The 24,814-nt window shown below is 68.9% G+C and carries 27 protein-coding genes; 15 read left to right on the top strand and 12 right to left on the bottom strand.

Annotated features, from left to right (window positions below):
• Window positions 1-31: 31 nt before the first annotated feature.
• Complete coding sequence (gene ispH, locus ACODT0_RS17525) at window positions 32-1,000, bottom strand: 4-hydroxy-3-methylbut-2-enyl diphosphate reductase (protein WP_479670668.1); 969 nt, start codon at window positions 998-1,000, stop codon at window positions 32-34.
• A 31-nt stretch (window positions 1,001-1,031) separates the two neighbouring features.
• A complete protein-coding gene (locus ACODT0_RS17520) occupies window positions 1,032-1,484 on the bottom strand; it encodes an FKBP-type peptidyl-prolyl cis-trans isomerase (protein WP_057597301.1) in 453 nt (150 codons plus the stop codon).
• A gap of 107 nt (window positions 1,485-1,591) precedes the next feature.
• Here ACODT0_RS17520 and radC point away from each other — a divergent pair, with 107 nt between their 5' ends.
• Together radC and ACODT0_RS17510 are read left to right on the top strand one after the other, a co-directional pair.
• Entirely contained in the window at window positions 1,592-2,269 is a 678-nt protein-coding gene (gene radC / locus ACODT0_RS17515) for a RadC family protein (RefSeq protein WP_057597302.1), read from the top strand.
• Window positions 2,269-2,940 (top strand): Smr/MutS family protein, encoded by a 672-nt coding sequence (locus tag ACODT0_RS17510; protein ID WP_057597303.1) that lies wholly within the window; start codon window positions 2,269-2,271, stop codon window positions 2,938-2,940. The genes radC and ACODT0_RS17510 overlap by 1 nt, the downstream gene beginning before the upstream one ends.
• A 32-nt stretch (window positions 2,941-2,972) precedes the next feature.
• Here the strand turns inward: ACODT0_RS17510 and ACODT0_RS17505 are convergent, their stop codons facing one another.
• The 4 genes from ACODT0_RS17505 to fabV form a co-directional block, all read right to left on the bottom strand.
• Window positions 2,973-5,090, bottom strand: a complete 2,118-nt coding sequence (locus ACODT0_RS17505) for a bifunctional 2',3'-cyclic-nucleotide 2'-phosphodiesterase/3'-nucleotidase (RefSeq protein ID WP_489041823.1) — start codon at window positions 5,088-5,090, stop codon at window positions 2,973-2,975.
• A 109-nt stretch (window positions 5,091-5,199) separates the two neighbouring features.
• Window positions 5,200-6,423 (bottom strand): NAD(P)/FAD-dependent oxidoreductase, encoded by a 1,224-nt coding sequence (locus ACODT0_RS17500; protein ID WP_489041822.1) that lies wholly within the window; start codon window positions 6,421-6,423, stop codon window positions 5,200-5,202.
• A 28-nt stretch (window positions 6,424-6,451) separates the two neighbouring features.
• On the bottom strand, window positions 6,452-6,871 hold the full coding sequence (locus tag ACODT0_RS17495; protein WP_208509388.1) for a group II truncated hemoglobin: 420 nt from the start codon (window positions 6,869-6,871) through the stop codon (window positions 6,452-6,454).
• A gap of 3 nt (window positions 6,872-6,874) precedes the next feature.
• On the bottom strand, window positions 6,875-8,077 hold the full coding sequence (fabV, locus tag ACODT0_RS17490; RefSeq protein WP_489041821.1) for an enoyl-ACP reductase FabV: 1,203 nt from the start codon (window positions 8,075-8,077) through the stop codon (window positions 6,875-6,877).
• 201 nt (window positions 8,078-8,278) lie between these two features.
• Here fabV and ACODT0_RS17485 point away from each other — a divergent pair, with 201 nt between their 5' ends.
• From ACODT0_RS17485 to ACODT0_RS17465, 5 genes are all read left to right on the top strand, one after another.
• Window positions 8,279-9,106 (top strand): ABC transporter substrate-binding protein, encoded by an 828-nt coding sequence (locus tag ACODT0_RS17485; RefSeq protein WP_261214807.1) that lies wholly within the window; start codon window positions 8,279-8,281, stop codon window positions 9,104-9,106.
• 223 nt (window positions 9,107-9,329) lie between these two features.
• Complete coding sequence (locus ACODT0_RS17480) at window positions 9,330-10,025, top strand: amino acid ABC transporter permease (protein ID WP_057592992.1); 696 nt, start codon at window positions 9,330-9,332, stop codon at window positions 10,023-10,025.
• A gap of 19 nt (window positions 10,026-10,044) precedes the next feature.
• Window positions 10,045-10,779 (top strand): amino acid ABC transporter permease, encoded by a 735-nt coding sequence (locus ACODT0_RS17475; protein WP_093340827.1) that lies wholly within the window; start codon window positions 10,045-10,047, stop codon window positions 10,777-10,779.
• Window positions 10,776-11,519 carry an amino acid ABC transporter ATP-binding protein gene (locus ACODT0_RS17470; RefSeq protein WP_489041820.1) on the top strand — a complete coding sequence of 248 codons (744 nt, stop codon included), beginning with the start codon at window positions 10,776-10,778 and terminating at the stop codon, window positions 11,517-11,519. Before ACODT0_RS17475 ends, ACODT0_RS17470 begins: the two co-directional genes overlap by 4 nt.
• Window positions 11,516-12,541, top strand: coding sequence for an isopenicillin N synthase family dioxygenase (locus tag ACODT0_RS17465; protein WP_489041819.1), 1,026 nt, complete (start codon window positions 11,516-11,518; stop codon window positions 12,539-12,541). The genes ACODT0_RS17470 and ACODT0_RS17465 overlap by 4 nt, the downstream gene beginning before the upstream one ends.
• Here the strand turns inward: ACODT0_RS17465 and ACODT0_RS17460 are convergent.
• From ACODT0_RS17460 to ACODT0_RS17450, 3 genes are all read right to left on the bottom strand, one after another.
• Window positions 12,484-12,807 (bottom strand): hypothetical protein, encoded by a 324-nt coding sequence (locus tag ACODT0_RS17460; protein ID WP_209541674.1) that lies wholly within the window; start codon window positions 12,805-12,807, stop codon window positions 12,484-12,486. The two genes, ACODT0_RS17465 and ACODT0_RS17460, sit on opposite strands and share 58 nt — an antisense overlap.
• Window positions 12,804-13,484 (bottom strand): HAD family hydrolase, encoded by a 681-nt coding sequence (locus ACODT0_RS17455; RefSeq protein WP_093340835.1) that lies wholly within the window; start codon window positions 13,482-13,484, stop codon window positions 12,804-12,806. Before ACODT0_RS17455 ends, ACODT0_RS17460 begins: the two co-directional genes overlap by 4 nt.
• 87 nt (window positions 13,485-13,571) lie before the next feature.
• Entirely contained in the window at window positions 13,572-14,906 is a 1,335-nt protein-coding gene (locus ACODT0_RS17450; protein WP_057592982.1) for an MFS transporter, read from the bottom strand.
• A gap of 187 nt (window positions 14,907-15,093) precedes the next feature.
• On the opposite strand from ACODT0_RS17450, the gene cyoA reads away from it, so the two are divergent.
• From cyoA to trhA, 8 genes are all read left to right on the top strand, one after another.
• Window positions 15,094-16,128: a ubiquinol oxidase subunit II gene (cyoA, locus tag ACODT0_RS17445; protein WP_057592981.1), complete on the top strand. Its 1,035-nt coding sequence runs from the start codon at window positions 15,094-15,096 to the stop codon at window positions 16,126-16,128.
• A gap of 2 nt (window positions 16,129-16,130) precedes the next feature.
• Window positions 16,131-18,134, top strand: a complete 2,004-nt coding sequence (gene cyoB, locus ACODT0_RS17440; RefSeq protein ID WP_489041818.1) for a cytochrome o ubiquinol oxidase subunit I — start codon at window positions 16,131-16,133, stop codon at window positions 18,132-18,134.
• Window positions 18,127-18,801: a cytochrome o ubiquinol oxidase subunit III gene (gene cyoC, locus ACODT0_RS17435; RefSeq protein ID WP_489041817.1), complete on the top strand. Its 675-nt coding sequence runs from the start codon at window positions 18,127-18,129 to the stop codon at window positions 18,799-18,801. The genes cyoB and cyoC overlap by 8 nt, the downstream gene beginning before the upstream one ends.
• Window positions 18,798-19,208 carry a cytochrome o ubiquinol oxidase subunit IV gene (gene cyoD, locus ACODT0_RS17430; protein ID WP_057592976.1) on the top strand — a complete coding sequence of 137 codons (411 nt, stop codon included), beginning with the start codon at window positions 18,798-18,800 and terminating at the stop codon, window positions 19,206-19,208. Before cyoC ends, cyoD begins: the two co-directional genes overlap by 4 nt.
• Window positions 19,205-20,059, top strand: coding sequence for an SURF1 family protein (locus tag ACODT0_RS17425; RefSeq protein WP_261214830.1), 855 nt, complete (start codon window positions 19,205-19,207; stop codon window positions 20,057-20,059). The genes cyoD and ACODT0_RS17425 overlap by 4 nt, the downstream gene beginning before the upstream one ends.
• The gene (locus ACODT0_RS17420) at window positions 20,043-21,428 is read left to right on the top strand and encodes an ATP-binding protein (RefSeq protein WP_057593001.1); all 1,386 of its coding nucleotides are present in this window, start codon (window positions 20,043-20,045) and stop codon (window positions 21,426-21,428) included. Before ACODT0_RS17425 ends, ACODT0_RS17420 begins: the two co-directional genes overlap by 17 nt.
• Entirely contained in the window at window positions 21,409-21,978 is a 570-nt protein-coding gene (locus tag ACODT0_RS17415) for a response regulator transcription factor (protein WP_296728771.1), read from the top strand. The genes ACODT0_RS17420 and ACODT0_RS17415 overlap by 20 nt, the downstream gene beginning before the upstream one ends.
• A 64-nt stretch (window positions 21,979-22,042) precedes the next feature.
• The gene (gene trhA / locus ACODT0_RS17410) at window positions 22,043-22,732 is read left to right on the top strand and encodes a PAQR family membrane homeostasis protein TrhA (protein ID WP_057592997.1); all 690 of its coding nucleotides are present in this window, start codon (window positions 22,043-22,045) and stop codon (window positions 22,730-22,732) included.
• Window positions 22,733-22,745: 13 nt separating this feature from the next.
• Here trhA and ACODT0_RS17405 read toward each other — a convergent pair whose 3' ends face one another.
• From ACODT0_RS17405 to ACODT0_RS17395, 3 genes are all read right to left on the bottom strand, one after another.
• On the bottom strand, window positions 22,746-22,970 hold the full coding sequence (locus ACODT0_RS17405) for a SlyX family protein (protein ID WP_057592973.1): 225 nt from the start codon (window positions 22,968-22,970) through the stop codon (window positions 22,746-22,748).
• Between the two features lie 72 nt (window positions 22,971-23,042).
• Window positions 23,043-23,939: an SDR family NAD(P)-dependent oxidoreductase gene (locus ACODT0_RS17400; protein WP_057592971.1), complete on the bottom strand. Its 897-nt coding sequence runs from the start codon at window positions 23,937-23,939 to the stop codon at window positions 23,043-23,045.
• Window positions 23,940-23,967: 28 nt separating this feature from the next.
• Window positions 23,968-24,711, bottom strand: a complete 744-nt coding sequence (locus ACODT0_RS17395; RefSeq protein WP_057592969.1) for an SDR family oxidoreductase — start codon at window positions 24,709-24,711, stop codon at window positions 23,968-23,970.
• Window positions 24,712-24,814 lie beyond the last annotated feature (103 nt).

The raw sequence follows: 24,814 nt of genomic DNA, 5'->3' as shown, positions 1-24,814 counted from the left end.
TCGGAGCGCCATTGGGTAGGTACGGCAAGGGTCAAGAGATGTGTCCAGGAGGAGGAATGTCGGCCAGCTTGAGGCCCTTGGGCAGCGGGAACTTGATGGTTTCCTCGATGCCGTCCATCTTGCGCACCGAGACCGCGCCGAACGCGCGCACGCGCTCGATCACCTCGCGCACCAGCACCTCGGGCGCCGAGGCGCCGGCGGTCAGGCCGATGCGGGTCTTGCCCTCGAACCATTCGGGCTGGAGCTCGTCGGCCGAATCGACCATGTAGCTCTCGGTGCCCAGGCGCTGGGCCAGCTCGCGCAGACGGTTGCTGTTGGAGCTGGTGGGGCTGCCGACCACGATCACGAGGTCGACCTGCGGGCTCATGATCTTCACCGCGTCCTGGCGGTTCTGGGTGGCGTAGCAGATGTCCTGCTGCTTGGGCTCGCGCACGGCCGGAAAGCGCGCGCGCACCGCGGCGGCGATCTCGGCCGCGTCGTCCACGCTCAGCGTGGTCTGCGTGACCACCGCGAGCTTCTCGGTCTGGCCCGGCGCGACGCGCGCCACGTCCTCCACGTCTTCCACCAGGTGGATGCCGCTCGAGAGCTGGCCCATCGTGCCCTCGACCTCGGGATGCCCCTTGTGGCCGATCATGATGAACTCGTAGCCTTCCTTGGCGAGCTTGGCGACCTCGACGTGCACCTTGGTCACCAACGGGCAGGTGGCGTCGAAGATCTCGAAGCCGCGGTCGCGCGCCTCCTGCTCCACCGCCTTGCTCACGCCGTGCGCGCTGAACACCAGCGTGGCGCCGGGCGGCACGTCCGACAGTTCCTCGATGAAGATCGCGCCCTTGGCCTTGAGCTCGTTGACCACGTAGGTGTTGTGCACGATCTCGTGGCGCACGTAGATCGGCGCGCCGAACTTGGCGATGGCGCGCTCGACGATCTCGATCGCGCGGTCCACGCCCGCGCAGAAGCCGCGCGGCTCGGCGAGGATGACTTCCTCGATGCCTTCGTTCATCGTGCCTCCCCGGCCGCGGTGTCGCGGGCCATCACAACACCCCGATCAGTTGCACTTCGAAGGTCACGGGCTGGCCTGCGAGCGGATGGTTGAAATCGAAGCGCACGCCGGTCTCGTTGGACTCGATCACCGCGCCGGCATAGCTGCCGGTGCCGTCGGGCGTGGGGAACTGCACCACGTCGCCCACGGCGTACTGCTCGTCGGGGTCGCCGATCTGCGCCAGCAGCTTCTTCGCGACCCACTGCTGCATCTCGGGATTGCGCTCGCCGAAGGCCTCGCCGGCCGGCAGCTCGAAGGTGGCGTGCGCGCCCTCCTCGAGGCCCAGCAGGCGCTGCTCGACGGCGGGCGAGAGCTCGCCGGTGCCCAGCGACAGCGTGGCGGGCTTGTCGGCGAAGGTGTTGATGATGTCGCCCGCGGGCCCGGACAGCCGGTAGTGCAGGGTCAGGAAGGAGCCGGGGGTGACGACGTGGGGCGCTTGGGACATGGGGGCAGCAATGGTTGACAAAGACAAGACGGGTGTCCCGATAAACTGGGCTGCATTTTAAGGACGGGCGCTTCCACCCGCCCCGTTCAAGGTTTAGCAGGCTCTCCATGGCTTTCAAGGATCTCCCCGAACATGCCCGCCCGCGCGAGAAACTCATCGCGCGCGGCGCCGCCGCGCTGGCCGACACCGAGCTGCTCGCGCTGCTGCTGCGCACCGGCGTGGCCGGCAAGAACGTGCTGCAGCTCGCGCAGGAACTGCACGAGCGCTTCGGCGGCCTCGCGGGCCTGCTGCAGGCCAGTCCCGAGCAGCTGCGCGGCGTGCGCGGCATGGGCGGCGCCACCAAGCGCGCCGAGCTCGTCGCGGTGCTCGAGCTCGCGCGCCGCGCCATGGCCGAGCAACTCTCGCAGCGCGCCGTGTTCGACGCGCCCGAGGCCGTGCGGCAGTACGTGCAGATGCACATCGGCACGCGGCCGCACGAGGTGTTCGCGGTGCTGTTCCTCGATGCGCAGCACCGGCTGATCGTGCTCGAGGAGCTGTTCCGCGGCACCCTCACCCAGACCAGCGTCTATCCGCGCGAAGTGGTGCTGCGCGCGCTGCACCACCATGCGGCCGCGGTGGTGCTGGCCCACAACCATCCGAGCGGCAGCATCGAGCCCTCGCGCGCCGACGAAACGCTCACGCAGACGCTGCGCGCCGCGCTCTCGCTGGTCGACGTGCGTGTGCTCGACCACGTGATCGTGAGCACGGGCCGCAGCTTCTCGATGGCCGAACGGGGGTTGCTCTGATGGCCGCCGCACGTCCGCCCGCCACCAGGAGCCTGAAGAACCTGGCCGACCTCAAGCAGGTGCAGCGCCAGCTGGCCGAAACCCGCGAGCGCGAGGCGGCCGAGGCTGCCGAGCGCGCCGCGGCCGAGCGCAAGCGCGCGGCCGAAAAGGACCTGTTCGCGCGCGCCGTCGGCGCCACCGAGCCGCTGCGCCAGAAAACGCGCACCGTGCCGCTCGCGCCCGAGCCGCCGGCGCCGATCCCGGTGCAGCACCAGCTCGACGAGCAGCGCGTGCTGCGCGAATCGCTGTCCGACGAGTTCGACGTCACCACGCTGCTCGACGTCGACGACGCCATGAGTTTCCGCCGCCCCGGCATCGGCACCGACGTGACCGCGCGGCTGCGCAAGGGCGACTGGACGATCCAGGCCCAGGTCGACCTGCACGGCCTGCGCAGCGACGAGGCGCGCGAGGCGCTCGGCGGCTTCATCCGCAACGCGCACAAGCAGGGCCTGCGCTGCGTGCGCGTGGTGCATGGCAAGGGCCTGGGCTCGCCCGGCAAGCAGCCGGTGCTCAAGACCAAGACGCAGCGCTGGCTGATCCAGAAGAACGAGGTGCTGGCCTTCGTGCAGGCCAAGCCGGCCGAAGGCGGGGCCGGGGCGCTGGTGGTGCTGCTGGCCCCCGTCAGGCGCTGAGCGGCTCCCTCCGGCAGGAGGGAGCCACCCCCTCACTTGCCCAGATCGAGCTTGTAGACCGAGCGCCCCTTCCCGCTCCCGTCGTCCGCCGTCAGCAGCGAGACGTTGTCCAGCCCCGCCGCCGTCGCCGATGCGAGCTGGCCCTGCCCCGAGGTGAACACCACGTTGCCGGCCGTCGCGGCCTTGGTGAAGCGCCAGCTGCGCGCCGCGCCGTTGGCCGCGCGCGTGATGGACTTCTTCGCCTTCACGTAGGCGATCAGCACGTCGCGGTTGGCATCGGGCGAGGCGTAGATCGTCGCGCGGCCGTCGAGCGCCGGGATGAAGCTCGCGCCGCTGGTGGCGCGGTAGTTGTTGGTGGCGATCACGAACTCCTTGGCCGGATCGATGGCCGCGCCCAGATAGGTGAGGTTCCGGATGCGGCTGCCCACCTCCTGCGTCACGTCGATCTCGTACTGCACGTCGGGCGTGGTGAACATGTCGAAGTTGTAGCCCGGGAAGGTGCTGATCAGCTGCTGGTCGGCCGTGGCCGTGGTGCTGATCTTGTTGAAGCGCTTGGCCGCGGCCTCGAGCCAGGCCTTGATCTCGGCGCCCGTGACCTTCACCGCGTACACGGTGTTCGGGTACAGGTAGAGGTCGGCCGCGTTGAAGATCGCGAGGTTGCCCACGGCCACGTCGGTGTAGTCGCGGCCGCCCTCGTAGCCCGACTTGAAGGGCGCGCTGACCGACAGCACCGGCAGGCTCGCGTACTGCGGCAGGTTGGCCTGGATGTAGCTCTTCACGTAGTCGGCCTGGGCCTGGTTCACGATCTGGATCGCGCCCGGGTCGCCGACATCGGCGAAGTAGGTGTTCATGCGGAAGTCGGTGCTGCCGATCGGCGTCTTCACGTAGTCGATCGCGGCCTGGTGCTGGGTCTCGATCAGCGGCGCGATGGCCGGGTCGGCGTCGACGTAGACCGCCTTGCCCGCGTCGTCCTTGCCGGTCTGCGTGGAGCGCGCCTCGACCGCGGTCTTGCTCTTGTCGATGGCCCAGGCCTTGCCGTCCCACGACAGCTCGAGCTTGATCACGCCCAGCGCCTTGCCCCACGAGCTCGGCATCACGGCCGGCACGCCGTTCACGGTGCCGGCGGCGTTGTCCACGCCCGGCTGCTTGAAGCCGGGGCTGGCGCCGCGGTCGGGGAACACGCCGTGCTGGTGGCCCATCAGCAGCGCGTCGATGCCCGGCACCTTCGACAGGTGCAGGCCCGGGTTCTCCATGGTCGGCGTGTAGGCCGCGGCGTCGAGGCCGCCGTGCTGCAGCGCGACCACGATGTCGGCGCCCTTGGCGCGCAGCTCGGGGATGTAGCGCGTGGCGGCTTCCACCGCGCCCTCGGTGCGCAGCTTGCCCTCGAGATAGCGCTTGTCCCAGTTCATGATGCCCGGCGTGGTGAAGCCGATCACGCCGACCTTCAGCGGCACCGTCACGCGCGAGCCGTCGGGCGCGGTGGCGGTGAAGCTCTTGTTGACGATGGTGTAGGGCGCGAGCAGGGGCTTGCCGCTCTTCACGCTCTGCACGTTGGCCAGCACCAGCGGGAAGTTCGGGCCGGCGCACTTCTTCGTGCCATCCACGCCCTCGACGTCGAGGCCGCCGCCGATCGCCTGGTTGAGGAAATCGAGGCCGTAGTTGAACTCGTGGTTGCCCAGCGTGCCGGCGTCGAAGCCGGCGGCATTCATCGCCTTGTACATCGACAGCGGCTGGGTGCACGGGATGCGGCTCACCAGCGCCTCGTAGTCGGCCAGCGCGGTGCCCTGGATGGTGTCGCCGTTGTCGAACAGCAGCGTGTTCGCGAACTCCTTGCGCGCGGCCGCGATCAGCGTGGCGGTGCGCTCGTAGCCATAGGACTTGTCCTCGGCGAGCTTGAAGTAGTCGTAGCTGCGCACATTGAAGTGCAGGTCGGTGGTCTCGAGCAGCGCGACGGTGGCGCGCGTGCCGGCCGCGATCGGCGCGGGGGCGGGCGCCGGGGACGGCGCCGGCGCGGGCGGCGGCACCGGCAGGAACACGCCGCCGCCGCCATCCCCGCCGCCGCATGCGCTCAGCATGGCGGTGGCGATCAGTGCGGCACAGGCGGTCATGGACGCGGTGCGTGGAAAGTGGGTGTTTGCGAGTGGCTTCATCGAAAGGTCTCCCTCCTGTTCAAGGAAGACCAGTCTCCGAAGCCGAGGTGACAGTCCGGTGAATGAAGCCTGAAATGCAGCCGCGTTGCGACAAGCCGTGACCGGATGTTTACGCGAGGTGATTCTTAAGTGGTACCGAAGCGTCCGCGACCGCCGCGGGATCGGGGCTGCGGCCCGCGTCGAGCAGCTTGCGGCTCATCATGTGGTCGACCGGCGCGTTCACCGATTCCACGCACGCGAGCTGCCCGTCGACGTAATGGAACAGCGAGAAGGCATCGGGCTTCGGCCCCGCGCGGCGCACCGTGACATGGCCCGGCGTGCCCTCGGCCGGCACCAGCCCCACCATCTGCAGCCGCATGCCGCCCTGGTCGGACCAGAACCACGGCACCACGTCGTGCGCGCGCGCCGTGCCCAGCAGCGTGGCGACCGCGGTGCGCGCCTGGTCGTTGGCGTTCTGCACCGACTCGAGCCGCAGCGCGCGGCCCGCGCGCCGGTCGGGGAAGCGCGTGCAGTCGCCGACCGCGAGCACGCCGGCCGCGCTGGTTTGCATGTGCTCGTCGACCACGATGCCGTCGGCGCACTCGATGCCCGCGGCCTGCGCGAGCGCGGTCTCGGGCACCGCGCCGATGCCCAGCAGCAGCAGGTCGACCGGCTGCCGTGCGCCGTTCACGCGCAGCGACACCAGCCGGACGCCCTCGACCTCGAAGCCGTCGGCGGTCGCGCCCAGCACGATGTCGATGCCGGCGGCGCGGTGCGTGGCCAGCACGTGGTCCGAGAGCTCGGGCGAGACCGCGCGGCCCAGCAGGCGCGGCGCGCTCTCGATCACCTGCACCTCCTTGCCGAGCGCCTTGGCGGTGGCCGCGACCTCGAGGCCGATGAAGCCGCCGCCGAGCACCGTGACGCGCTGCGCCTCGGCCAGCCGCGCGCGCAGCCGATGCGCCTCGTCGGCCGCGCGCAGGCTCGCGACGTTGACCAGGTCGTGCGAGAGCGCGGCGATCCGGCGCGCGCGCGTGCCGGTGGCCAGCACCAGCGATTCCCACGGCAGCACCGCGCCCGAGCGCAGGGTCACGTTGCGCGCCTCGCGGTCGATGGCCACGGCCGCATCGCCAAGGTGCAGCGTGATGCCCGCCTCGCGGTACCAGTCGGCCGCCTTGTGCGGCTGCGTGGCTTCCTCGGCGCTCTTGAGGAAGGCCTTCGACAGCGGCGGACGGTGGTAGGGCTCGCAGGCCTCCTCGCAGACCAGGTGCACGCGCGCGCCCTGCCCCGCCTCGGCGAGGCCGGCGCACAGCTGGGCCGCCGCGTGGCCGCCGCCGATGATGACGATGGAATTCATGAAGTGAGTCTTTCGAAAATCGTTGTTCTCAGCCGCCGCGGTTGCGCATCCAGTCGGCGGTCTTGAAGAAGGAGTCGCGCAGCCGCGCGCGCAGGTCCTCGGGCACCTCGGTCTCGCCCATGGCCTGGTCCATGCACGCCAGCCACTGGTCGCGTTCCTTGATGCCGATGCTGTGGCCGCCGATGCTCTGCGGCAGGTGGCGCGCGCGCAGCATCGGATGGCCGAAGCGGTCGGTGTAGTACGCGGGGCCGCCGAGCCAGCCGCAGAGGAACCAGAACAGCCGCTGGCGCGCGTTGTCGAGGTCGCTGCCGTGCACCGCGCGCAGTTGCGCGTAGCCGGGCTCGAGGTCCATCAGGTCGTAGAAGCGCTCGACCAGCGCGCGCACTTTCTCCTCGCCGCCGATCCATTCGAAGGGCGTGTCGAAGGGCGGCTTGTCCTGGATCTGCATCGCTCAACCCACCTGCACGAGACCGGGGATCGGCACGTCGGGGTTGGCATCGGCCGCGTAGTCCACGTCCGCGATGCCGAAGCCGAACAGGCGCAGGAACTCGGCCTTGTAGCCCGCGAAGTCGGTCAGCGCCTGCAGGTTCTCGCTCGTGACCTGCGGCCACAGTTCGAGCACGCGCGCCTGCACCGCGGGCGCGAGCTCCTTGCGGTCGGCGCGCAGCCGGCCTTCCTCGTCGAGCGGCGGCGCGCTGCCGTAGAGGCCCTCGCGGAACAGGCCATCGACCTGCTCGATGCAGCCCTCGTGCGTGCCCTCTTCCTTCATCACCTTGAACAGCAGCGAGAGGTACAGCGGCATCATCGGGATCGCCGAGCTGGCCTGCGTGACCACCGCCTTGAGCACCGCCACGCGCGCATCGCCGCCGCCATGGGCCGCGAGCTTGGCGCGGATCGCGGGCACGGTGCGGTCGAGGTCCTTCTTGGCCGCGCCGATCGAGCCGTTCCAGTAGATGTCCTGCGTGATCTTCTCGCCGAGGTAGGTGAAGGCCGTGGTCTTCGCGCCCTCGGCCAGCACGCCGGCCTCGTGCAGCGCGTCGATCCACAGCTGCCAGTCCTCGCCGCCCATCACGGCCACCGTGTTGTCGATCTCCTCCTGCGTGGCGGGCTCGAGCACGGTCTCCTTGACCGTGCCGCTGTCGGTGTCGATGCCGCGCAGGCTCACCGCCTGGCCGATGGGCTTGAGGGTGGAGTTGAAGACCTGGCCGGTCTTCGGATGGGTGCGCCGCGGCGCCGCGAGGCTGTAGACCACGAGGTCGACCTGGCCCAGGTCCTGGCGGATGGTCTCGATCGTCTGTTGCTTCACGGCATCGGAGAAGCCGTCGCCGTTGATGCTCTTCGCATAGCGGCCCTCGGCCGTGGCGAGGCGCTCGAAGGCGGCCGTGTTGTACCAGCCGGGCGTGCCGGTCCTGGTGGCGCTTCCGGCGCGCTCGAAGAACACGCCCAGCGTGTCGGCGCCGCCGCCGAAGGCCGCGACGATGCGCGCCGCGAGGCCATAGCCGGTGGAGGCACCGATCACCAGCACCCGCTTCGGCGCGCCCGCGACCGGGCCCTGGGCCCGCACGTGCTCGATCTGTTGCCGGACATTGGCCTCGCAGCCGACGGGATGGGTCGTGACGCAGATGAAGCCACGCACGCGCGGTTGGATGATCATGGGGAGGAAGGCAGTCTGGGAAAGAAAAAGGACGGGTGGCGCGCGAGGCGCCGGGCACCGGTCTCTTGACGGGCGCGCGGGCGCGAATTTACCGCACGTTCATTCCCATGCGGCCATGTACATATATGGATTGACCATTTAATGAACCGAAGTTTTGTTGATAAGGTGCCGCCCTTGCATTCCCAGAAGGAGAAGAAACACATGCGCCCGAACATCCTCGCCGCGGCCCTCGCCGCCTCCGCCCTGCTCGCGGGCACCGTGGCCCACGCCGACCAGCTGGCCGACATCAAGAAGAAGGGCGAACTCGTGGTCGGCGTGCTCGGCACCGACGAGCCCGCCACCTTCATCGACCCCAAGACGCGCCAGATCGTGGGCTACGAGGTCGACCTCGCCAACGCCATCGCCAAGAAGATCGGCGTGAAGACCACGCTCAAGCAGATCGCCGTGGCCGCGCGCATTCCCGAGCTGCAGCAGGGCCACGTCGACCTGGTCGCGGCCGGCCTCACGCACAACAAGGAACGCGAGGCGCAGATCGATTTCTCGCTGACCACCTTCGTGACCGGCCAGAAGGCGATCGTGAAGAAGGACAGCGGTATCGCCGAGGTATCGCAACTCGGCGGCAAGAAGGTGCTGACCATCCGCGGCGGCACCCAGGAACCCAACATCCGCAAGGCCGTGCCCACGGCCGAGGTCGTGACCTTCGACACCAGCCAGCAGGCCTTCCAGGCGCTGCAGCAAGGCAAGGGCGTGGGCTACGTCGACGACGAGGCCGCGCTGCTGCGCAGCTACGCCAAGCTCGGCCCGCAGAAGGCCCAGTACGTGGTGCTCAAGCAGAACCTCAGCACCGAGGCGCTGGCCATCGGCATCAAGAAGGGCGAGAGCGGCCTGAAAGCGGTGGTGGACGACACGCTGCGCGAGCTCGAGAAGTCGGGCGAGGCCGAGAAGATCTTCGTGAAGTGGTACGGCCCGAACACCGCCTCGGGCTTCCAGACGCGCGACTTCAAGTTCGAGAGCGACAAGATCGACTGATCCCCGAAATCGGGATCGGGCAACCGGACGCAGAGGACGCGAAGGTTTCGCAAAGGACGCGAAAAAGAGAAAGAAGGAAAGTCTTCAAGGTTTTCTTTCGCGCTCTTCGCGTCACCTTCGCGTCCTCTGCGTCCGGATGTCCGCATTCGGCAGCCGCCCCATTGCCCGCCGCGCTCACGGGTAGCGCGCCGACTCCTCTCGCGGCAGCGATACTGTCGCCCCCATGCCCCTGTTCGACTATTCCTTGCTGCTGACCGGCAAGTACCACGACATGCTCGTCGCGGGCTTGTGGCTGTCGCTGCAGCTGCTCGCGGCCTCGCTGGTGTGTGCGCTGCCGATCGCGCTCGTGGTGGCCATGCTGCGCCTGTCGCCGCTGGCGCCGCTGCGCTGGCTCGGCTTCGCCTACGTGGAGTCGATCCGCAACATACCGTTGCTGGCCCACATGCTGTTCTGGTATTTCGGCGCGCCCGAGCTGCTGCCCGAAGGCTTCAAGCAATGGCTCTACGCGGGCCACATCGAGGCCTACAGCGCGATCGTCGCGCTGTCGCTCTACACGGCCGCCTTCATGGCCGAGGACATGCGCAGCGGCATCCGCTCGATCCCCGCGGTGCAGTTCGAGGCCGGCCGCGCGCTGGGCTTCGGCTGGCTCGCGACGATGCGCCGCGTGGTGCTGCCGCAGGCGCTGCGCGTGACCGTGCCGCCGCTGATCTCGCAGACCCTGAGCCTGTGGAAGAACACCTCGATCGCTACCGTGATCGGCGTGGCCGAACTCATGTACCAGGCCGGCCAGGTCGAGAGCGCGACCTTCCGCAGCTTCGAGTCCTTCGCGTTCGCGAGCGCGGCCTACCTCACGGTCTCGCTCGCGATCACGGCGCTCGCGAGCTGGTACCACCACCGCTTCCCGGTGAGGACGCTGTGATGCGCGCGGAGGCTTCGCGATGATCGAACTGATCCAGGACTACTGGCTCTACTTCCTGATCGGCCAGTACCCCAACGGCCCGCTCGGCGGGCTGGTGCTGACCCTGCTGCTGGCCTCGTGCGGGCTGGTGCTCGCGCTGCCGCTGGGCATCGTGCTCGGGCTGGCGCGCGTGAGCCCGTGGCGCTGGCTGCGCTGGCCGGTCAGCGGCTTCGTGTTCGTGGTGCGCGGGCTGCCGCTGTTGATGGTGATCTTCTGGGCCTACTTCTTCCTGCCCAGCGTCACCGGCGTGAAGACCGACCAGTTCGCCACCATGCTGATCGCGCTGGTGGTGTTCGACGCCGCCTACCTGGCCGAGATCGTGCGCGCCGGCATCCAGGGCCTGCCGCGCGGCCAGATGGAGACCGCGCGCGCGCTCGGCCTGAGCTGGAGCCGCGCGATGCGGCTGGTGGTGCTGCCGCAGGCGCTGCGCAGCATGCTGCCCTCGCTGGTGAACCAGTTCGTCTCGACCATCAAGGAGACCTCGCTGGGCTACATCATCGGCCTGGCCGAGGTCTCGTTCATCGCCACCCAGATCAACACCCAGGTGTTCACCAAGCCGGCCCAGGTCTTCGGCATCCTCGGGCTGACCTATTTCATCCTCTGCTTCGGCCTCTCGCGCTTCGCCTACTGGCTCGAGCGCCGCCTCGCGCGGCGCGGCCTGCCGGTGGTCGCGGTCACCGAGGGCCGGGCCGCCGCCCGCAAGGCTTCCGCATGATCGAACTCCAGAACGTCAACAAGTGGTACGGCAGCTATCACGCGCTCGTGGACGTGAGCGAAACCATCCACAAGGGCGAGGTGGTCGTGGTCTGCGGCCCCTCGGGCTCGGGCAAGTCCACGCTGATCCGCACCTTCAACCGGCTCGAGGCCATCCAGTCGGGCCGCATCCTGGTCGGGGGCAAGGACATCCACGCGCCGGGCACCGACGTGAACGCCTTCCGCTCGCGCATCGGCTTCGTGTTCCAGCAGTTCAACCTGTTCCCGCACCTCACGGTGCTGCAGAACTGCACCATGGCGCCGATGCAGCTGCACGGCCTCTCGCGCGCGCAGGCCGAGGAACGCGCCATGGCGCTGCTCACGCGCGTGGGCCTCGCGAACAAGGCCCGGGCCTGGCCCGGCGAGCTGTCGGGCGGCCAGCAGCAGCGCGTGGCGATCGCGCGCGCGCTCGCGATGCAGCCGCCGGTGATGCTGTTCGACGAACCCACGAGCGCGCTCGACCCCGAGATGGTCGGCGAGGTGCTGCTGGTGATGCGCGACCTGGTGCGCGACGGCATGACCATGGTCTGCGTGACGCACGAGATGGGCTTCGCGCGCGAGGTCGCCGACCGCGTGCTCTTCATGGACGAGGGCAAGGTGCTCGAGCGCGCCACGCCCGACGACTTCTTCAACCGCCCGCAGCATCCGCGCGCGCAGCAGTTCCTGTCCGACATCCGCTCGCCCTTCGCACGCATCCCATGACCCACACCGCTTCCCTCCAGACCCTGCCCGTGATCGACGTCGCGCCGCTGGTGGCCGGCGACGCGCCGGGCCGCGAGGCCGTGGCCGCGCGCATCGGCGAGGCCTGCCGCGCGCACGGCTTCTTCTACGTGACGGGGCATGGCGTCGACCCCGCGCTGGTGGCGCGGCTCGAGACCCTGAGCCACCGCTTCTTCGACCTGCCCGAGGCGACCAAGATGCAGTGGCGCATGGCGCTCGGCGGGCGCGCCTGGCGCGGCTACTTCCCGCTCGGCGGCGAACTGACCTCGGGCCGGCCCGACTGGAAGGAAGGGCTCTACCTCGGCACCGAGCTGCCAGCCTCGCACCCGCTGGTGCAGGCCAGGACGCCGGTGCACGGGCCCAACCTCTTTCCCGATGCGCCGGGCCTCGAGGACTTCCGCGACACCATCCTCGGCTACATGGCGGCCGTGACACAGCTGGGCCATCGGCTGATGGAAGGCATCGCGCTGAGCCTGGGCCTTGCGGCCGACTACTTCGCGGCGCGCTACACGGGCGATCCGCTGATCCTGTTCCGGCTCTTCGACTATCCCTCGCAGCCGGTGCCCGAGGGCCTCGACGTGCAATGGGGCGTGGGCGAGCACACCGACTACGGCCTGCTGACGATCCTGCACCAGGACAGCGTGGGCGGCCTCGCGGTGCACACGCCCGCGGGCTGGATCGATGCGCCGCCGATCGCGGGCTCCTTCGTCTGCAACATCGGCGACATGCTCGACCGCATGACCGGCGGCCTCTACAAGTCGACGCCGCACCGCGTGAAGCGCAACACCTCGGGCCGCAACCGGCTGTCGTTTCCGCTGTTCTTCGATCCGAACTTCGAGGCGCGCGTGCAGCGCATCGAGGGCCTCGCGGGCGCGGTGGCCGTGGACGACAGCGCCGAGCGCTGGGACCGCGCCAACGTGCACGCCTTCAGCGGCCGCTACGGCGACTACCTGCTGGCGAAGGTGTCGAAGGTGTTCCCGCAGCTGCGCGACGAAGTGCTCTGAGGCGTGCTCGCGGGAAGGTCGAGGAACTCGTCCTCCCAGCGCCCGACGTCCGCGCCGGGGTCGGAGATCGGCACCAGCTTGTCGCTGCGGCAGTAGAAGGTCCAGCCCTCGAACAGCACGTCGTAGTAGGTGCCGGGCAGGTAGCGCTCGCTCGGCGCTTCATAGGGCGCCGAGACCACCTCGACGATGCGGCCGACCGCGCGCTCGGTCATCGGCGACGCGAGGCAGCTGTCGAGCACGTGGCACAGGGTGCCGATCCTGATCACGGCCGCACCATCTCGCCGGGAAACCAGCGCGGCAGATGCGCGTTCGCGTCGTGCAGCGACTCGAGCACGTGGAAGGCCTGCTCGACGATCGCGGCCGGCGGGTGCTTGAGGTCCGGCACGATCACCACCCGCAGGCCCGCGGCCAGCGCCGCCTTGGCGCCGTTCTCGCTGTCCTCGAAGGCGATGCACTGCGTCGGGTCCACGCCCAGGCGCGAGGCCGCGAGCAGGTAGAGCGCCGGGTCGGGCTTGGCGCGCGGCACCTCGTCGCCGCCCGCGAAGGCCTCGAAGTGATGCAGCACGCCGAGGCTGCCGAGGCAGGCCTGGATCTGCCCGCTGGTCGAGGACGAGGCCACGGCGCAGCGCGTGCCGCGCGCGCGCAGGGCGCCCAGGAACTCGGCCGCGCCGGGCTTGATGGGGAACAGCGGCGTGCCGTCGGAGCGTTCGAGCGCCAGCGCCTGGCGCACGTGCTCGAGCGCATGGCGGAAAGCGGCCTGGCCGCCGAGCAGGCCCGAGAGGATGATCTCGGACTCGGCGGTGGCCAGGCCCACCACCTGCAGGTACTGGGCGTGGCTGAGCTCGACGTCGAGCGTGCGGGCGGCCGCCATCCAGGCGGCCATGATGGGCCGCTCGGAATCGATCAGCAGCCCGTCCATGTCGAAGATTGCGGCGGAGAACATCGACGCGATCCTACCCCCGAGCCCCGCCCCGAATGGCGAAGGGGCCGCAAGGGCCCCTTCTCGTGCACCGGATGCGACGGCGCGCGCTCAGTCGCGCACCAGCGCCCGGTTCAAGCCCAGCGCCGCGAGCGTTCCCGCCGCGCCCGACAGCAGGTACACGCTCACGTAGGCCAGCCCGAAGTGGGCCGACAGCCCCAGCGCGACCAGCGGCGCGAAGGCGGCGCCGATCAGCCAGGCCAGGTCGGTGGTCAGCGCGGCGCCGGTGTAGCGGTACTTGGCCTCGAAGTTGCCGGTGACGGCACCGGCCGCCTGGCCGTACGACAGGCCCAGCAGGATGAAGCCCAGCAGGATGAACACGTCCTGCCCGATCTTGCCGCCGTCGAGCAGCGTGGGCGCGAAGCCGCTGAACACGGCGATCAGCGCCGCCAGCCCGCCCAGCGTGAAGCGGCGGCCGATGCGGTCGGCGATCAGGCCCGAGGCCACGATGCCGCCGGCGCCGAGCACGGCGCCGATCATCTGGATCACCAGGAACTCGGTGATGGCCTGGTTCGAGTAGAGCGTGATCCACGACAGCGGGAACACGGTGATCAGGTGGAACAGCGCATAGCTGGCCAGCGCCGCGAAGGCGCCGATCAGCAGGTTCGAGCCCTGCGAGCGCACCAGCTCGACCACGCTGGTGGGCTGCAGCTCGCGCTCCTCGAGCAGGCGGGCGTACTCGTCGGCGGCCACCAGGCGCAGGCGCGCGAACAGCGCCACCACGTTGATCGCGAAGGCCACGTAGAAGGTGTAGCGCCAGCCCCAGTCGAGGAAGTCCTCGAGCGTCAGGCTCGAGTAGAGGTACGCGAACAGCGCGCTGGCCACGAAGAAGCCGATCGGCGCGCCGAGCTGGCCCAGCATGGCGTACCAGCCGCGGCGGTTGGCCGGGGCGTTGAGCGCCAGCAGCGAAGGCAGGCCGTCCCACGAGCCGCCGAAGGCCAGGCCCTGGCCGAAGCGGAAGATCGACAGCAGCACGATCGAGGTGAAGCCCAGGCTCGCATAACCCGGCAGGAAGGCAATGCCGGCGGTCGAGGTGCCGAGCACGAACAGCGCCAGCGTGAGCTTGGTCTCGCGGCCGAAACGTCGCTGGATCTCCATCGAGATGACAGTTCCGAACGGCCGTGCGATGAAGGCGAAGGAAAAGACCACGAAGGCCCAGAGGGTTCCCTCGAGCCGCTGCTCGAACGGGAAGAAGACCGCCGGGAACACCAGCACCGAGGCGATGCCGTAGACGAAGAAGTCGAAATATTCCGAGGCGCGGCCGATGACCACGCCGACGGCGATCTCGCCCGGATCGATGCGCGAGTGGTCGTCGTCCGGGGCGGCGGTGTCGGACGTGTGCGGCACGGGCGATGCGCCTTGCGGGCTGATGCTGGACGTCGTCATTGGGTTATGTAATTCGGTTGTCACGAAGCGTGACAAAGGTAGGCCATGAAACAGGTGCCAAGCGTCTCACCGAACGAGGATTCCCGCCATAGGACAAAACGTCCAATAGCCTGCGGGAACCTTTGGTCGTAGATTGTGGGGTCTTTCGCGCGGCCCTGGCCACCCTTCCGCCCTTCCGTCTCTCGGCATGCCCATCCTCCACACCCTTCGCCGATGGCTCCTGCTGTTGCCCCTCGCCTTCCTGGCGGGCTGCAACACGGTGCTCCTGAATCCCTCCGGCGACATCGCCAACCAGCAAGGACGGCTGATCGTCGTCTCGACCGTGCTGATGCTGATCATCATCATCCCGGTGATCGCGCTGACGGTCTTCTTCGCCTGGCGCTACCGCGCCTCGAACAAGGAAGCCATCTACAAGCCGAACTGGGACCACTCGACCCAGCTCGAGCTCGCGATCTGGGCCGCGCCGCTCCTGATCATCATCGCGCTCGGCGCGATCACCTGGATCAGCACCCACACGCTCGACCCCTACCGCCCGCTCAGCCGCATCGACGCGCAGCGCCCGATCACGGCCGACGTCAAGCCGCTGACCGTGGAAGTGGTGGCGCTCGACTGGAAGTGGCTGTTCATCTATCCCGAGCAGGGCTTCGCCACCGTGAACGAACTCGCGGCCCCGGTGGACCGTCCGATCACCTTCAAGATCACCGCCTCGTCGGTGATGAACTCCTTCTTCATCCCCGCGCTGGCCGGCCAGATCTACGCCATGCCCGGCATGGAGACCAAGCTGCACGCGGTCATCAACGCGCCCGGCGAGTTCGACGGCTTCTCGGCCAACTACAGCGGCGCCGGCTTCTCGGGCATGCGCTTCAAGTTCCACGGCCTGAGCAACGCCGACTTCGACCAGTGGGTGCAGAAGGTCAAGTCCAGCCCCGAAGGCGAACTCAGCCGCGAGCGCTACCAGAAGCTCGAAGTGCCGAGCGAGCGTGAGCCCGCCAGGCATTTCGCGAGCGTGTCGCCCGACCTCTACGGCGCCATCCTCAACCGCTGCGTCGACCGCAGCAAGATGTGCATGAGCCAGATGATGGCGATCGACGCCGACGGCGGCCTAGGCAAGCCCGGCGCCTACAACGTCGCGACCGCGCAGCCCTGGCAACCCGACGACATCAATTCGCCCAAGCGTGCGTACGGCAAGTACGTCACGGCGATGTGCACCACCGAAGAATGACGATGCTCCAGAACCTCGACCTGACGAAGCTCGTCTTCGGCCGCCTCACGTGGGAGGCGATCCCCTACCACGAACCGATCCTGCTGGTGACCTTCGCCGCCGTCGTGCTCGGCGGTGTCGCGCTGCTCGGCGCGATCACCTACTTCAAGCTGTGGAGCACGCTGTGGCACGACTGGATCACCAGCATCGACCACAAGAAGATCGGCATCATGTACATCGTGCTGGGCCTGGTGATGCTGCTGCGCGGCTTCGCCGACGCGCTGATGATGCGCGCCCAGCAGGCGGTGGCCTTCGGCGACAACGCGGGCTTCCTGCCGCCGCACCACTACGACCAGATCTTCACGGCCCACGGCGTGATCATGATCTTCTTCGTGGCGATGCCGCTGGTCACGGGCCTGATGAACTTCGTGGTGCCGCTGCAGATCGGCGCGCGCGACGTGGCCTTCCCGTTCCTGAACAACTTCAGCTTCTGGATGACCACCTTCGGCGCCGGCCTCGTGATGGCCTCGCTGTTCGTCGGCGAGTTCGCCAAGACCGGCTGGCTGGCCTACCCGCCGCTGTCGGGCATCCTCTTCAGCCCCGACGTGGGGGTCGACTACTACATCTGGTCGTTGCAGATCGCGGGGGTGGGCACATTGCTCTCGGGCGTGAACCTGCTGGCGACCATCGTGAAGATGCGCGCGCCCGGCATGACCATGATGAAGATGCCCGTCTTCACCTGGACCGCGCTGTGCACCAACGTGCTGATCGTGGCCGCCTTCCCGGTGCTGACCGCCGTGCTGGCCCTGCTGTCGCTCGACCGCTACGTCGGCACCAACTTCTTCACGAACGACCTCGGCGGCAACGCCATGATGTACGTGAACCTGATCTGGATCTGGGGCCACCCCGAGGTCTACATCCTGATCCTGCCGGCCTTCGGCATCTTCTCGGAGGTGGTCTCCACCTTCTCGGGCAAGCGCCTGTTCGGCTACGCCTCGATGGTCTACGCCACGGTCGTGATCACGATCCTGTCGTACCTGGTGTGGCTGCACCACTTCTTCACCATGGGCTCGGGCGCCAGCGTGAACTCCTTCTTCGGGATCACGACGATGATCATCTCGATCCCGACCGGGGCGAAGATCTTCAACTGGCTCTTCACCATGTACCGCGGCCGCATCCGCTTCGAGCTGCCGATGATGTGGACCATCGGCTTCATGATCACCTTCGTGATCGGCGGCATGACCGGCGTGCTGCTGGCCGTTCCCCCGGCCGACTTCGTGCTGCACAACAGCCTGTTCCTGATCGCCCACTTCCACAACGTGATCATCGGCGGCGTGCTGTTCGGCATGCTGGCGGGCATCACCTACTGGTTCCCGAAGGCCTTCGGCTACAAGCTCGACCCGTTCTGGGGCAAGTGCTCGTTCTGGTTCTGGATCGTCGGCTTCTGGTTCGCCTTCATGCCGCTGTACATCCTGGGCCTGATGGGCGTGACGCGCCGCATGAGCCACTTCCAGGACATGTCGCTGCAGATCTGGTTCCAGGTCGCCGCCTTCGGCGCCGTGCTGATCGCGCTGGGCATCGCCTCGTTCCTGATCCAGATCGTGGTGAGCTACATCCGACGCGACTCGCTGCGCGACACCACGGGCGACCCGTGGGACGGCCGCACGCTCGAGTGGTCGACCTCGTCGCCGCCGCCGGCCTACAACTTCGCGTTCACGCCGCGCATCCATGACAACGACGCCTGGTCCGACATGAAGGCACGCGGCTACCAGCGTCCGCTGGAAGGCTTCAGCCCGATCCACATGCCCAAGAACACGGCCGCCGGCTTCATCATCGCGGCGCTGAGCGCGGTGTTCGGCTTCGCCATGATCTGGCAGATGTGGCTGGTGGCCGGCGTGGGCTTCCTCGTGATGCTCGTGGCCATCATCGTCCACACCTTCAACTACAAGCGCGACTACCACATCCCCGCGGACGAAGTCGTCCGCACCGAAGACGCTCGCACGCGCCTCCTGGCCGCCCATGTCTAACAGTACCAGTACCGCCCTCCCCTCCAGCCCCGCCGGCACCCACACGGTGGGCAACGCATCGAGCGTGCCGACCTTCGAGCTGTTCAACGTCCGCAACGAGGACCACCATCCGGAGAACGGCACCCTGCTCGGGTTCTGGCTCTACCTGATGAGCGACTGCCTCATCTTCGCCTGCCTGTTCGCGGTGTACGGCGTGCTGGGCCGCAGCTACGCGGCCGGCCCCTCGGGCGCCGACCTGTTCGACCTGCCGCTGGTGGCGATCAACACCTCGCTGCTGCTGCTGTCGTCGATCACCTACGGCTTCGCGATGCTCGAGATGCAGAAGAAGCGCATGGGCGGCACGCTGGCCTGGCTGGCCATCACCGGCCTGCTGGGCGCGGGCTTCATCGGCCTCGAACTCTACGAATTCGCGCACCTGATCCACGAGGGCGCGGGCCCGCAGCGCAGCGCCTTCCTGTCCTCGTTCTTCGCGCTGGTCGGCACCCACGGCCTGCACGTCACCTTCGGCATCGTCTGGCTGGTCGTGCTGCTGTTCCAGCTGCCCAAGCACGGCTTCACCGCGGCCAACCGCCGCCGCCTGATGTGCCTGTCGATGTTCTGGCACTTCCTGGACGTCGTCTGGATCGGCGTCTTCACCTTCGTGTACCTGATGGGATCCATGGCATGAGCGCAGCACCCCACGACACCCATGGCCACGGCCATGACGACCACGGCCACGGCGATCACCACGACGACGGCCCGGTGAGCCACAGCACCTTCAAGGGCTACATGACCGGCTTCGTGCTGGCGGTGATCCTCACGGCCATTCCGTTCTGGCTCGTGATGGGCAAGGTGCTCGACAGCAAGAGCACGACCGCGCTGATCATCCTCGGCTTCGCCGTGGTGCAGATCGTGGTGCACATGGTGTACTTCCTGCACATGGACACCAAGTCCGAGGGCGGCTGGAACATGCTGGCGCTGATCTTCACGCTGGTGCTCGTGGTCATCACGCTGGCCGGTTCGCTGTGGGTCATGTACCACATGAACACCAACATGATGCCGCCGTCGATGCACGACATGAAGAACATGCCTTGAGCGCGCCGGCCACCGACCGCACGCCCACCGGCCGCCAGCGCTCCGCGGCCGGGCTCGTGGTGCTGGCGGTCCTCGGGGCCGTGCTGTTCGCCGCCTTCTTCGCGCTCGGTACCTGGCAGGTCGAGCGCCGGGCCTGGAAGCTGGCCCTGATCGAGCGCGTCGAGCAGCGCGTGCATGCCGTGCCGGTCGCGCCCCCGGCGCGCGCCGACTGGCCGCGCGTCAATGCCGCCGACGACGAATACCGCCACGTGCGGCTCTCGGGCACCTTCCTCCACGAGAAAGAAACGCTGGTGCAGGCCAGCACCACCCTCGGCGCCGGCTTCTGGGTGCTGACGCCGCTGCAGACCGCGCGCGGCGTGGTGATGGTCAACCGCGGCTTCGTGCCGCCCGAGGCACGCGAGCGCGCCGCGCGCACCGCACCCGAGCCGATGGGCGAGACCCAGGTGACGGGCCTGCTGCGCATCAGCGAGCCGCGCGGCGGCTTCCTGCGCAGCAACGACCCGGCCAGCGGACGCTGGTATTCGCGCGACGTGGCGGCGATCGCCGCGGCGCACGGCATCGCGGCCGACGCGGTGGCGCCCTACTTCATCGACGCCGAGGCCGAGCCCGGCATCCCGCGCGCGCTCGACGGCGCGCCCGCCTGGCCCGCGCCCGGCCTCACCGTCATCGCCTTCCACAACAGCCACCTGGTGTACGCGCTCACCTGGTACGGGCTGGCGCTGATGGTCGCCGCGGGCGCGGTCTTCGTCTGGCGCGACGAGCGCCGGCGCCGCGGCAGCGACAATGCGCGCCATGCCGACGGACAGCCGCACGCCGCCCCCGCTTCCCATCGCGATGCCGACCGCGGCTGACGCGGTCGCGGTCGCCGGCGCGCTGCAGGCCCCGCGCGCGGGCGTGGCCAGCCTGGACAACGCGACCGGCCACAAGAACATGCAGCAGCTGATCCAGCTGCGCTGGTTCGCCGTGGTGGGGCAGGTGGTGACGATCCTGGTGGTGCACTACGGCTACCGCATCCACCTGCCGCTCAACCAGATGCTGCAGGCGCTGACCTGCCTGGCGCTGTTCAACCTCGCGAGCCTGCTGCGCTGGCGCACCCACCGGCGCGTGACCAACGGCGAGCTGATGCTCGCGCTGCTGGTCGACGTGGCGATCCTGACCTCGCTGCTCTACCTGAGCGGCGGTGCCAGCAACCCCTTCGTCTTCCTCTACCTGCTGCAGGTGATCCTGGGCGCGGTGCTGCTCAAGCCCTGGTCGACCTGGACCGTGGTGGGCGTCACCACCCTGTGCTTCGCGGGGCTGGCCCTGTTCTCGCGCCCGCTCTCGCTGCCGCCCGACCACGACCGCGGCCTGTGGAGCCCCTACATCCAGGGCACGCTGGTGTGCTTCGCGCTCAACGCGGCGCTGCTGGTGGTGTTCATCACGCGCATCAGCGGCAACCTGCGCGAGCGCGACGCCAAGCTCGCGGGCCTGCGCCAGCGCGCCGCCGAGGAGGAGCACATCGTGCGCATGGGCCTGCTCGCCTCGGGCGCGGCGCACGAGCTCGGCACGCCGCTGGCCACGCTGGCGGTGATCCTCGGCGACTGGCGCCGGCTGCCGCACTTCAGCTCCGACCCCGAGCTGCTGCAGGAGGTCAGCGAGATGGAGATCCAGATCCAGCGCTGCAAGTCGATCGTCAGCGGCATCCTGCTGTCGGCCGGCGAGGCGCGCGGCGAGTCGTCGGAAGAGACCACGGTCAGCACCTTCCTCGACGACCTGGTCGAGGAGTGGCGCACCACGCGGCCGGTCGGCACCTTCGTCTACGACAACCGCTTCGGCCGCGACCTGCCGATGGTCTCCGACTCGGCGCTCAAGCAGATGATCTGCAACGTGCTCGACAATGCGCTCGAAGCCTCGCCGCACTGGGTGCGGCTCGAGGTGGCGCACGAGGGCGACGACCTGCAGCTGGTCGTCACCGATGCCGGCCCGGGCTTCGCGCCCGCGATGCTGGCGCAGTTCGGCAAGCCCTACCAGTCGAGCAAGGGCCGTCCCGGCGGCGGCCTCGGCCTGTTCCTGGTGGTCAACGTGGCGCGCACCGTGGGCGGCCGCGTGGCCGCGCGCAACCGGCCCGAGGGCGGCGCCGCGGTCACGCTGGCGCTGCCGCTCGCGGCCATCGTGCTGGAAGAAGAGGACGACGAGGAAGAGAACATCGGGATGCATGGGCATGACGGAATCCCCCACTGACACCGGCGCCGAGGCCGAGGCCGAACGCCAGCTGCTGATCGTCGAGGACGACGCGGCTTTCGCGCGCACGCTGGGCCGCTCGTTCGAGCGCCGCGGCTACACCGTGCTGCACGCGAGCAACCTCGAGGACGTGGAAGACCTGCTGCGCCACCATGCGCCGGGCTTCGCGGTGGTCGACCTCAAGCTCAACGGCGAGGCCTCGGGCCTGGCCTGCGTGCAGACGCTGCACCGGCACGACGCCAAGACGCTGATCGTGGTGCTGACCGGCTTCGCGAGCATCGCCACCGCGGTCGAGGCCATCAAGCTCGGCGCCTGCCACTACCTGGCCAAGCCCTCGAACACCGACGACATCGAGGCCGCCTTCGGCCGCGCGGTCGGCACCACCGAGGTCGAGCTGACCAACCGCTCGACCTCGATCAAGACCCTCGAATGGGAACGCATCCACGAGACCCTGGCCGAGACCGGCTTCAACATCTCCGAGACCGCGCGCCGGCTCGGCATGCACCGGCGAACGCTCGCGCGCAAGCTGGGCAAGCAGCAGGTCAAGTAGCGGCCCCGGCGGCGCGGCATCGAGGAACCCACGGCAAGCACCGACACTCTTTCTTGGGATGACCATGCACCCGACACCGACGCCCGCCCCTGTCGCCACCCGCCGTGCCGCGCCCGTGGTGCGCGACCAGACCACGCTCGAGGAGATCTTCAACGCGCTGAGCCACGGCCTCGGGCTGCTGCTGGCGATCGCCTCGCTGCCGATCCTGGTCTACAGCGCGGCGCAGAAGGGCACCGCGGCCGGCATCGTCGGTGCCAGCCTGTTCGCCGGCACCGCGATCGTGCTGTACCTGATCTCCACGCTCTACCACGCGCTGCCGATGGGCCGCGCCAAGGCCTGGTTCAACCGCTTCGACCATGCCGCGATCTATCTCTTCATCGCCGGCAGCTACATGCCCTTCGTGCTCGGCGTGCTGCGCGGCCCCTGGGGCTGGACGCTGTTCGGTGCGATCTGGGCCGCGGCGGCGCTGGGCGTGGGCGCCAAGCTGTTCGACCGGCTCAAGCATCCGCTGTGGTCCACCGGCCTCTACGTGGCAATGGGCTGGATGGCGCTGATGGCGGCGGTGCCGCTGGTGGAGCGCATGTCGGGCGCGGGCCTGGGCTGGCTGGTGGCCGGCGGGCTGTTCTACACCGCGGGCGCGGTGGTGTTCCTGTTCGATTCCAAGGTGCGCTTCGCCCACTTCGTCTGGCACCTGTTCGTGCTCGCGGGCAGCACCTGCCACTTCTTCGCCGTGCTCTGGCACGCGCACGGCTGAGCTGGCTTCGGCTTCAGTAGTGCGGCGGCAGCTCGTCGCGCAGGTTGCGCGGCGCGCCGCCCTGGCCCGCGGCCTGCACCTGCTCGCGCAGCTGCCCCAGCTGGGCCAGCAGGCCGTCGATCTGCTGCTGCTGGCGGTAGATCGTGAGGTTGAGCTGCTCGAGCAGGTCCTCGGCATAGCTGGCCTTGATCTCGAGCTCATTGAGCCGCTCGGCGACTTCGTGGGGCGAATGTTCCATGGCGCTATTGGACAGGAAGACCAGCCGCGGTTTCGTGACGATTCCAGGCACCGGCCTCGACCCCCACCAAGCTCAGCGCCGTACCTTCGCCTCGAGCAGGTCGGCCATGCCGATGCGGTGCGCGAACTCGATGCGCACGCGCTCCGACACCTCGAACACCTCGGCCGCGCCGTCGTTCACGAAGTCGATCACCGGCCGCATCGGCCGCTGGCCCGCGGGCAGGCCCACGATGCGCACGATCTCGTCGGCCACCGCCTGCGGATCGGCGTGCTCGGGCGTCAGCGCCGAGAGCTTCGCGCCGATCTGGTCCATCAGTCCGTCGTAGCGGCCATAGGCCGCGGCCGTGGCCGCGTCGGCCGGCTTGCCCGCGCTCGGGAAATGGTCGGTGCCGCGCGTGAACGCACCGGGCACCACGATCGAGGTCTCGATGCCGAAGCGCGCGATCTCGTAGGCCAGGGTCACGGCGAGCGAATCCATCGCCGCCTTGGCCGCGCCGTAGGGCCCCATGAACGGCGGGAAGCCGCCCTTGGTGGTGGTGCTGCTGATCCACAGCATCAGGCCCGATTCCTGCCGCCGCAGGTAGGGCAGCACCGCGCGGTTGACGCGCTGCGCGCCGAGCACGTTGGTGTCGAACACCTTGACGATCTCCTCGGGCGTGAAGGCTTCGGTCGGACCGACCACCAGGTGGCCGGCGTTCTGCATCACCACGTCGAGCTGGCCCTGCTCGCGCACGATCGTTGCCGCGGCGGCATCGGCCGAGTCCTGCGACAGCACGTCGAGTTCGAGCGGATGCAGCTCGAGCCCCTCGGCCGCCGCCAGCGCGCGCAGTTCGGCCGCGCGCGGCGCGTTGCGTCCCGCGATGTCGCGCATCGAGGCGTAGACGACGTGGCCCGCCTCGGCGAGCGACCGGGCGCTGAGCTTGCCGATGCCGGTGCCGGCGCCCGTGACGAGGATGATCTGCTTGTTCATGAGGGTTCTCCTTCGATGGATGGAAGGCTCAGGCCAGGCCGCCGTTGGCGCGCAGGATCTGGCCGTTGACCCAGCCGGCGTCGGGACCGGCGAGGAACGAGACCACCGAGGCGATGTCCCCGGGCTGGCCCAGGCGCTGCAGCGGCGGCATCCTGGCGAAGGCCTGGATTTGCTCCTCGGTCTTGCCGTCGAGGAACAGCGAGGTGGCGATCGGGCCCGGCGCGACCGCATTCACCGTCACGTTGCGGCCGCGCAGCTCCTTCGCGAACACGTGCGTGAAGGCTTCGACCGAGGCCTTGGTGGCGTTGTAGATCGCGTAGCCGGGCATGTTCAGCGCCAGCGTGGTGCTCGAGAAGTTGACGATGCGGCCGCCCTCGGCGAGGCGCTTGGCGGCTTCGCGCAGCGTGTTGAAGGTGCCGCGCACGTTGATGTCGAAGACCTGGTCGTAGAGCGCGTCGTCGTGCTCGGCCAGCGGCACGGTCTTGAGGATGCCGGCGTTGTTGACCAGCACGTCGACGCGGCCGAGCTGCTGCTCGACGGTGTCGAACATGCGGCGCACCTCGTCGGCGCTGGCGACGTCGGCGCGCACGGCGATGGCCCGGCCGCCCGCGGCCTGCAACTGGGCGACCAGCGCCTCGGCCAGCGCCGGGCTCGAGGCGTAGTTGACGGCGACGGCGAAACCGTCGGCCGACAGGCGCTGCGCGATGGCGGCGCCGATGCCGCGCGATGCGCCGGTGACGATCGCGACCTTGGGGTTGGAGGACTGGTTCATGGCGTGTTTCCTTGCGGTGGGTGGTTGGTGAGACGAATCTTCGATCGTTCCGCCAAAAAGAGAATCACCGCCAAATCGCCATTACTATTCCATTCACTTCAAC

The organism is Variovorax sp. FG153 (assembly GCF_057809595.1).
This window is presented reverse-complemented; position numbering and strand designations above follow the sequence as displayed.

Bases quoted from the DNA above. Each gene is read 5' to 3' on its own strand.
- ispH (WP_479670668.1), bottom strand. From the start codon at position 1,000: ATGAACGAAGGCATCGAGGAAGTCATCCTCGCCGAGCCGCGCGGCTTC.
- ACODT0_RS17520 (WP_057597301.1), bottom strand. From the start codon at position 1,484: ATGTCCCAAGCGCCCCACGTCGTCACCCCCGGCTCCTTCCTGACCCTG.
- radC (WP_057597302.1), top strand. From the start codon at position 1,592: ATGGCTTTCAAGGATCTCCCCGAACATGCCCGCCCGCGCGAGAAACTC.
- ACODT0_RS17510 (WP_057597303.1), top strand. From the start codon at position 2,269: ATGGCCGCCGCACGTCCGCCCGCCACCAGGAGCCTGAAGAACCTGGCC.
- ACODT0_RS17505 (WP_489041823.1), bottom strand. From the start codon at position 5,090: ATGAAGCCACTCGCAAACACCCACTTTCCACGCACCGCGTCCATGACC.
- ACODT0_RS17500 (WP_489041822.1), bottom strand. From the start codon at position 6,423: ATGAATTCCATCGTCATCATCGGCGGCGGCCACGCGGCGGCCCAGCTG.
- ACODT0_RS17495 (WP_208509388.1), bottom strand. From the start codon at position 6,871: ATGCAGATCCAGGACAAGCCGCCCTTCGACACGCCCTTCGAATGGATC.
- fabV (WP_489041821.1), bottom strand. From the start codon at position 8,077: ATGATCATCCAACCGCGCGTGCGTGGCTTCATCTGCGTCACGACCCAT.
- ACODT0_RS17485 (WP_261214807.1), top strand. From the start codon at position 8,279: ATGCGCCCGAACATCCTCGCCGCGGCCCTCGCCGCCTCCGCCCTGCTC.
- ACODT0_RS17480 (WP_057592992.1), top strand. From the start codon at position 9,330: ATGCCCCTGTTCGACTATTCCTTGCTGCTGACCGGCAAGTACCACGAC.
- ACODT0_RS17475 (WP_093340827.1), top strand. From the start codon at position 10,045: ATGATCGAACTGATCCAGGACTACTGGCTCTACTTCCTGATCGGCCAG.
- ACODT0_RS17470 (WP_489041820.1), top strand. From the start codon at position 10,776: ATGATCGAACTCCAGAACGTCAACAAGTGGTACGGCAGCTATCACGCG.
- ACODT0_RS17465 (WP_489041819.1), top strand. From the start codon at position 11,516: ATGACCCACACCGCTTCCCTCCAGACCCTGCCCGTGATCGACGTCGCG.
- ACODT0_RS17455 (WP_093340835.1), bottom strand. From the start codon at position 13,484: ATGTTCTCCGCCGCAATCTTCGACATGGACGGGCTGCTGATCGATTCC.
- ACODT0_RS17450 (WP_057592982.1), bottom strand. From the start codon at position 14,906: ATGACGACGTCCAGCATCAGCCCGCAAGGCGCATCGCCCGTGCCGCAC.
- cyoA (WP_057592981.1), top strand. From the start codon at position 15,094: ATGCCCATCCTCCACACCCTTCGCCGATGGCTCCTGCTGTTGCCCCTC.
- cyoB (WP_489041818.1), top strand. From the start codon at position 16,131: ATGCTCCAGAACCTCGACCTGACGAAGCTCGTCTTCGGCCGCCTCACG.
- cyoC (WP_489041817.1), top strand. From the start codon at position 18,127: ATGTCTAACAGTACCAGTACCGCCCTCCCCTCCAGCCCCGCCGGCACC.
- cyoD (WP_057592976.1), top strand. From the start codon at position 18,798: ATGAGCGCAGCACCCCACGACACCCATGGCCACGGCCATGACGACCAC.
- ACODT0_RS17420 (WP_057593001.1), top strand. From the start codon at position 20,043: ATGCCGACCGCGGCTGACGCGGTCGCGGTCGCCGGCGCGCTGCAGGCC.
- ACODT0_RS17415 (WP_296728771.1), top strand. From the start codon at position 21,409: ATGACGGAATCCCCCACTGACACCGGCGCCGAGGCCGAGGCCGAACGC.
- trhA (WP_057592997.1), top strand. From the start codon at position 22,043: ATGCACCCGACACCGACGCCCGCCCCTGTCGCCACCCGCCGTGCCGCG.
- ACODT0_RS17405 (WP_057592973.1), bottom strand. From the start codon at position 22,970: ATGGAACATTCGCCCCACGAAGTCGCCGAGCGGCTCAATGAGCTCGAG.
- ACODT0_RS17400 (WP_057592971.1), bottom strand. From the start codon at position 23,939: ATGAACAAGCAGATCATCCTCGTCACGGGCGCCGGCACCGGCATCGGC.
- ACODT0_RS17395 (WP_057592969.1), bottom strand. From the start codon at position 24,711: ATGAACCAGTCCTCCAACCCCAAGGTCGCGATCGTCACCGGCGCATCG.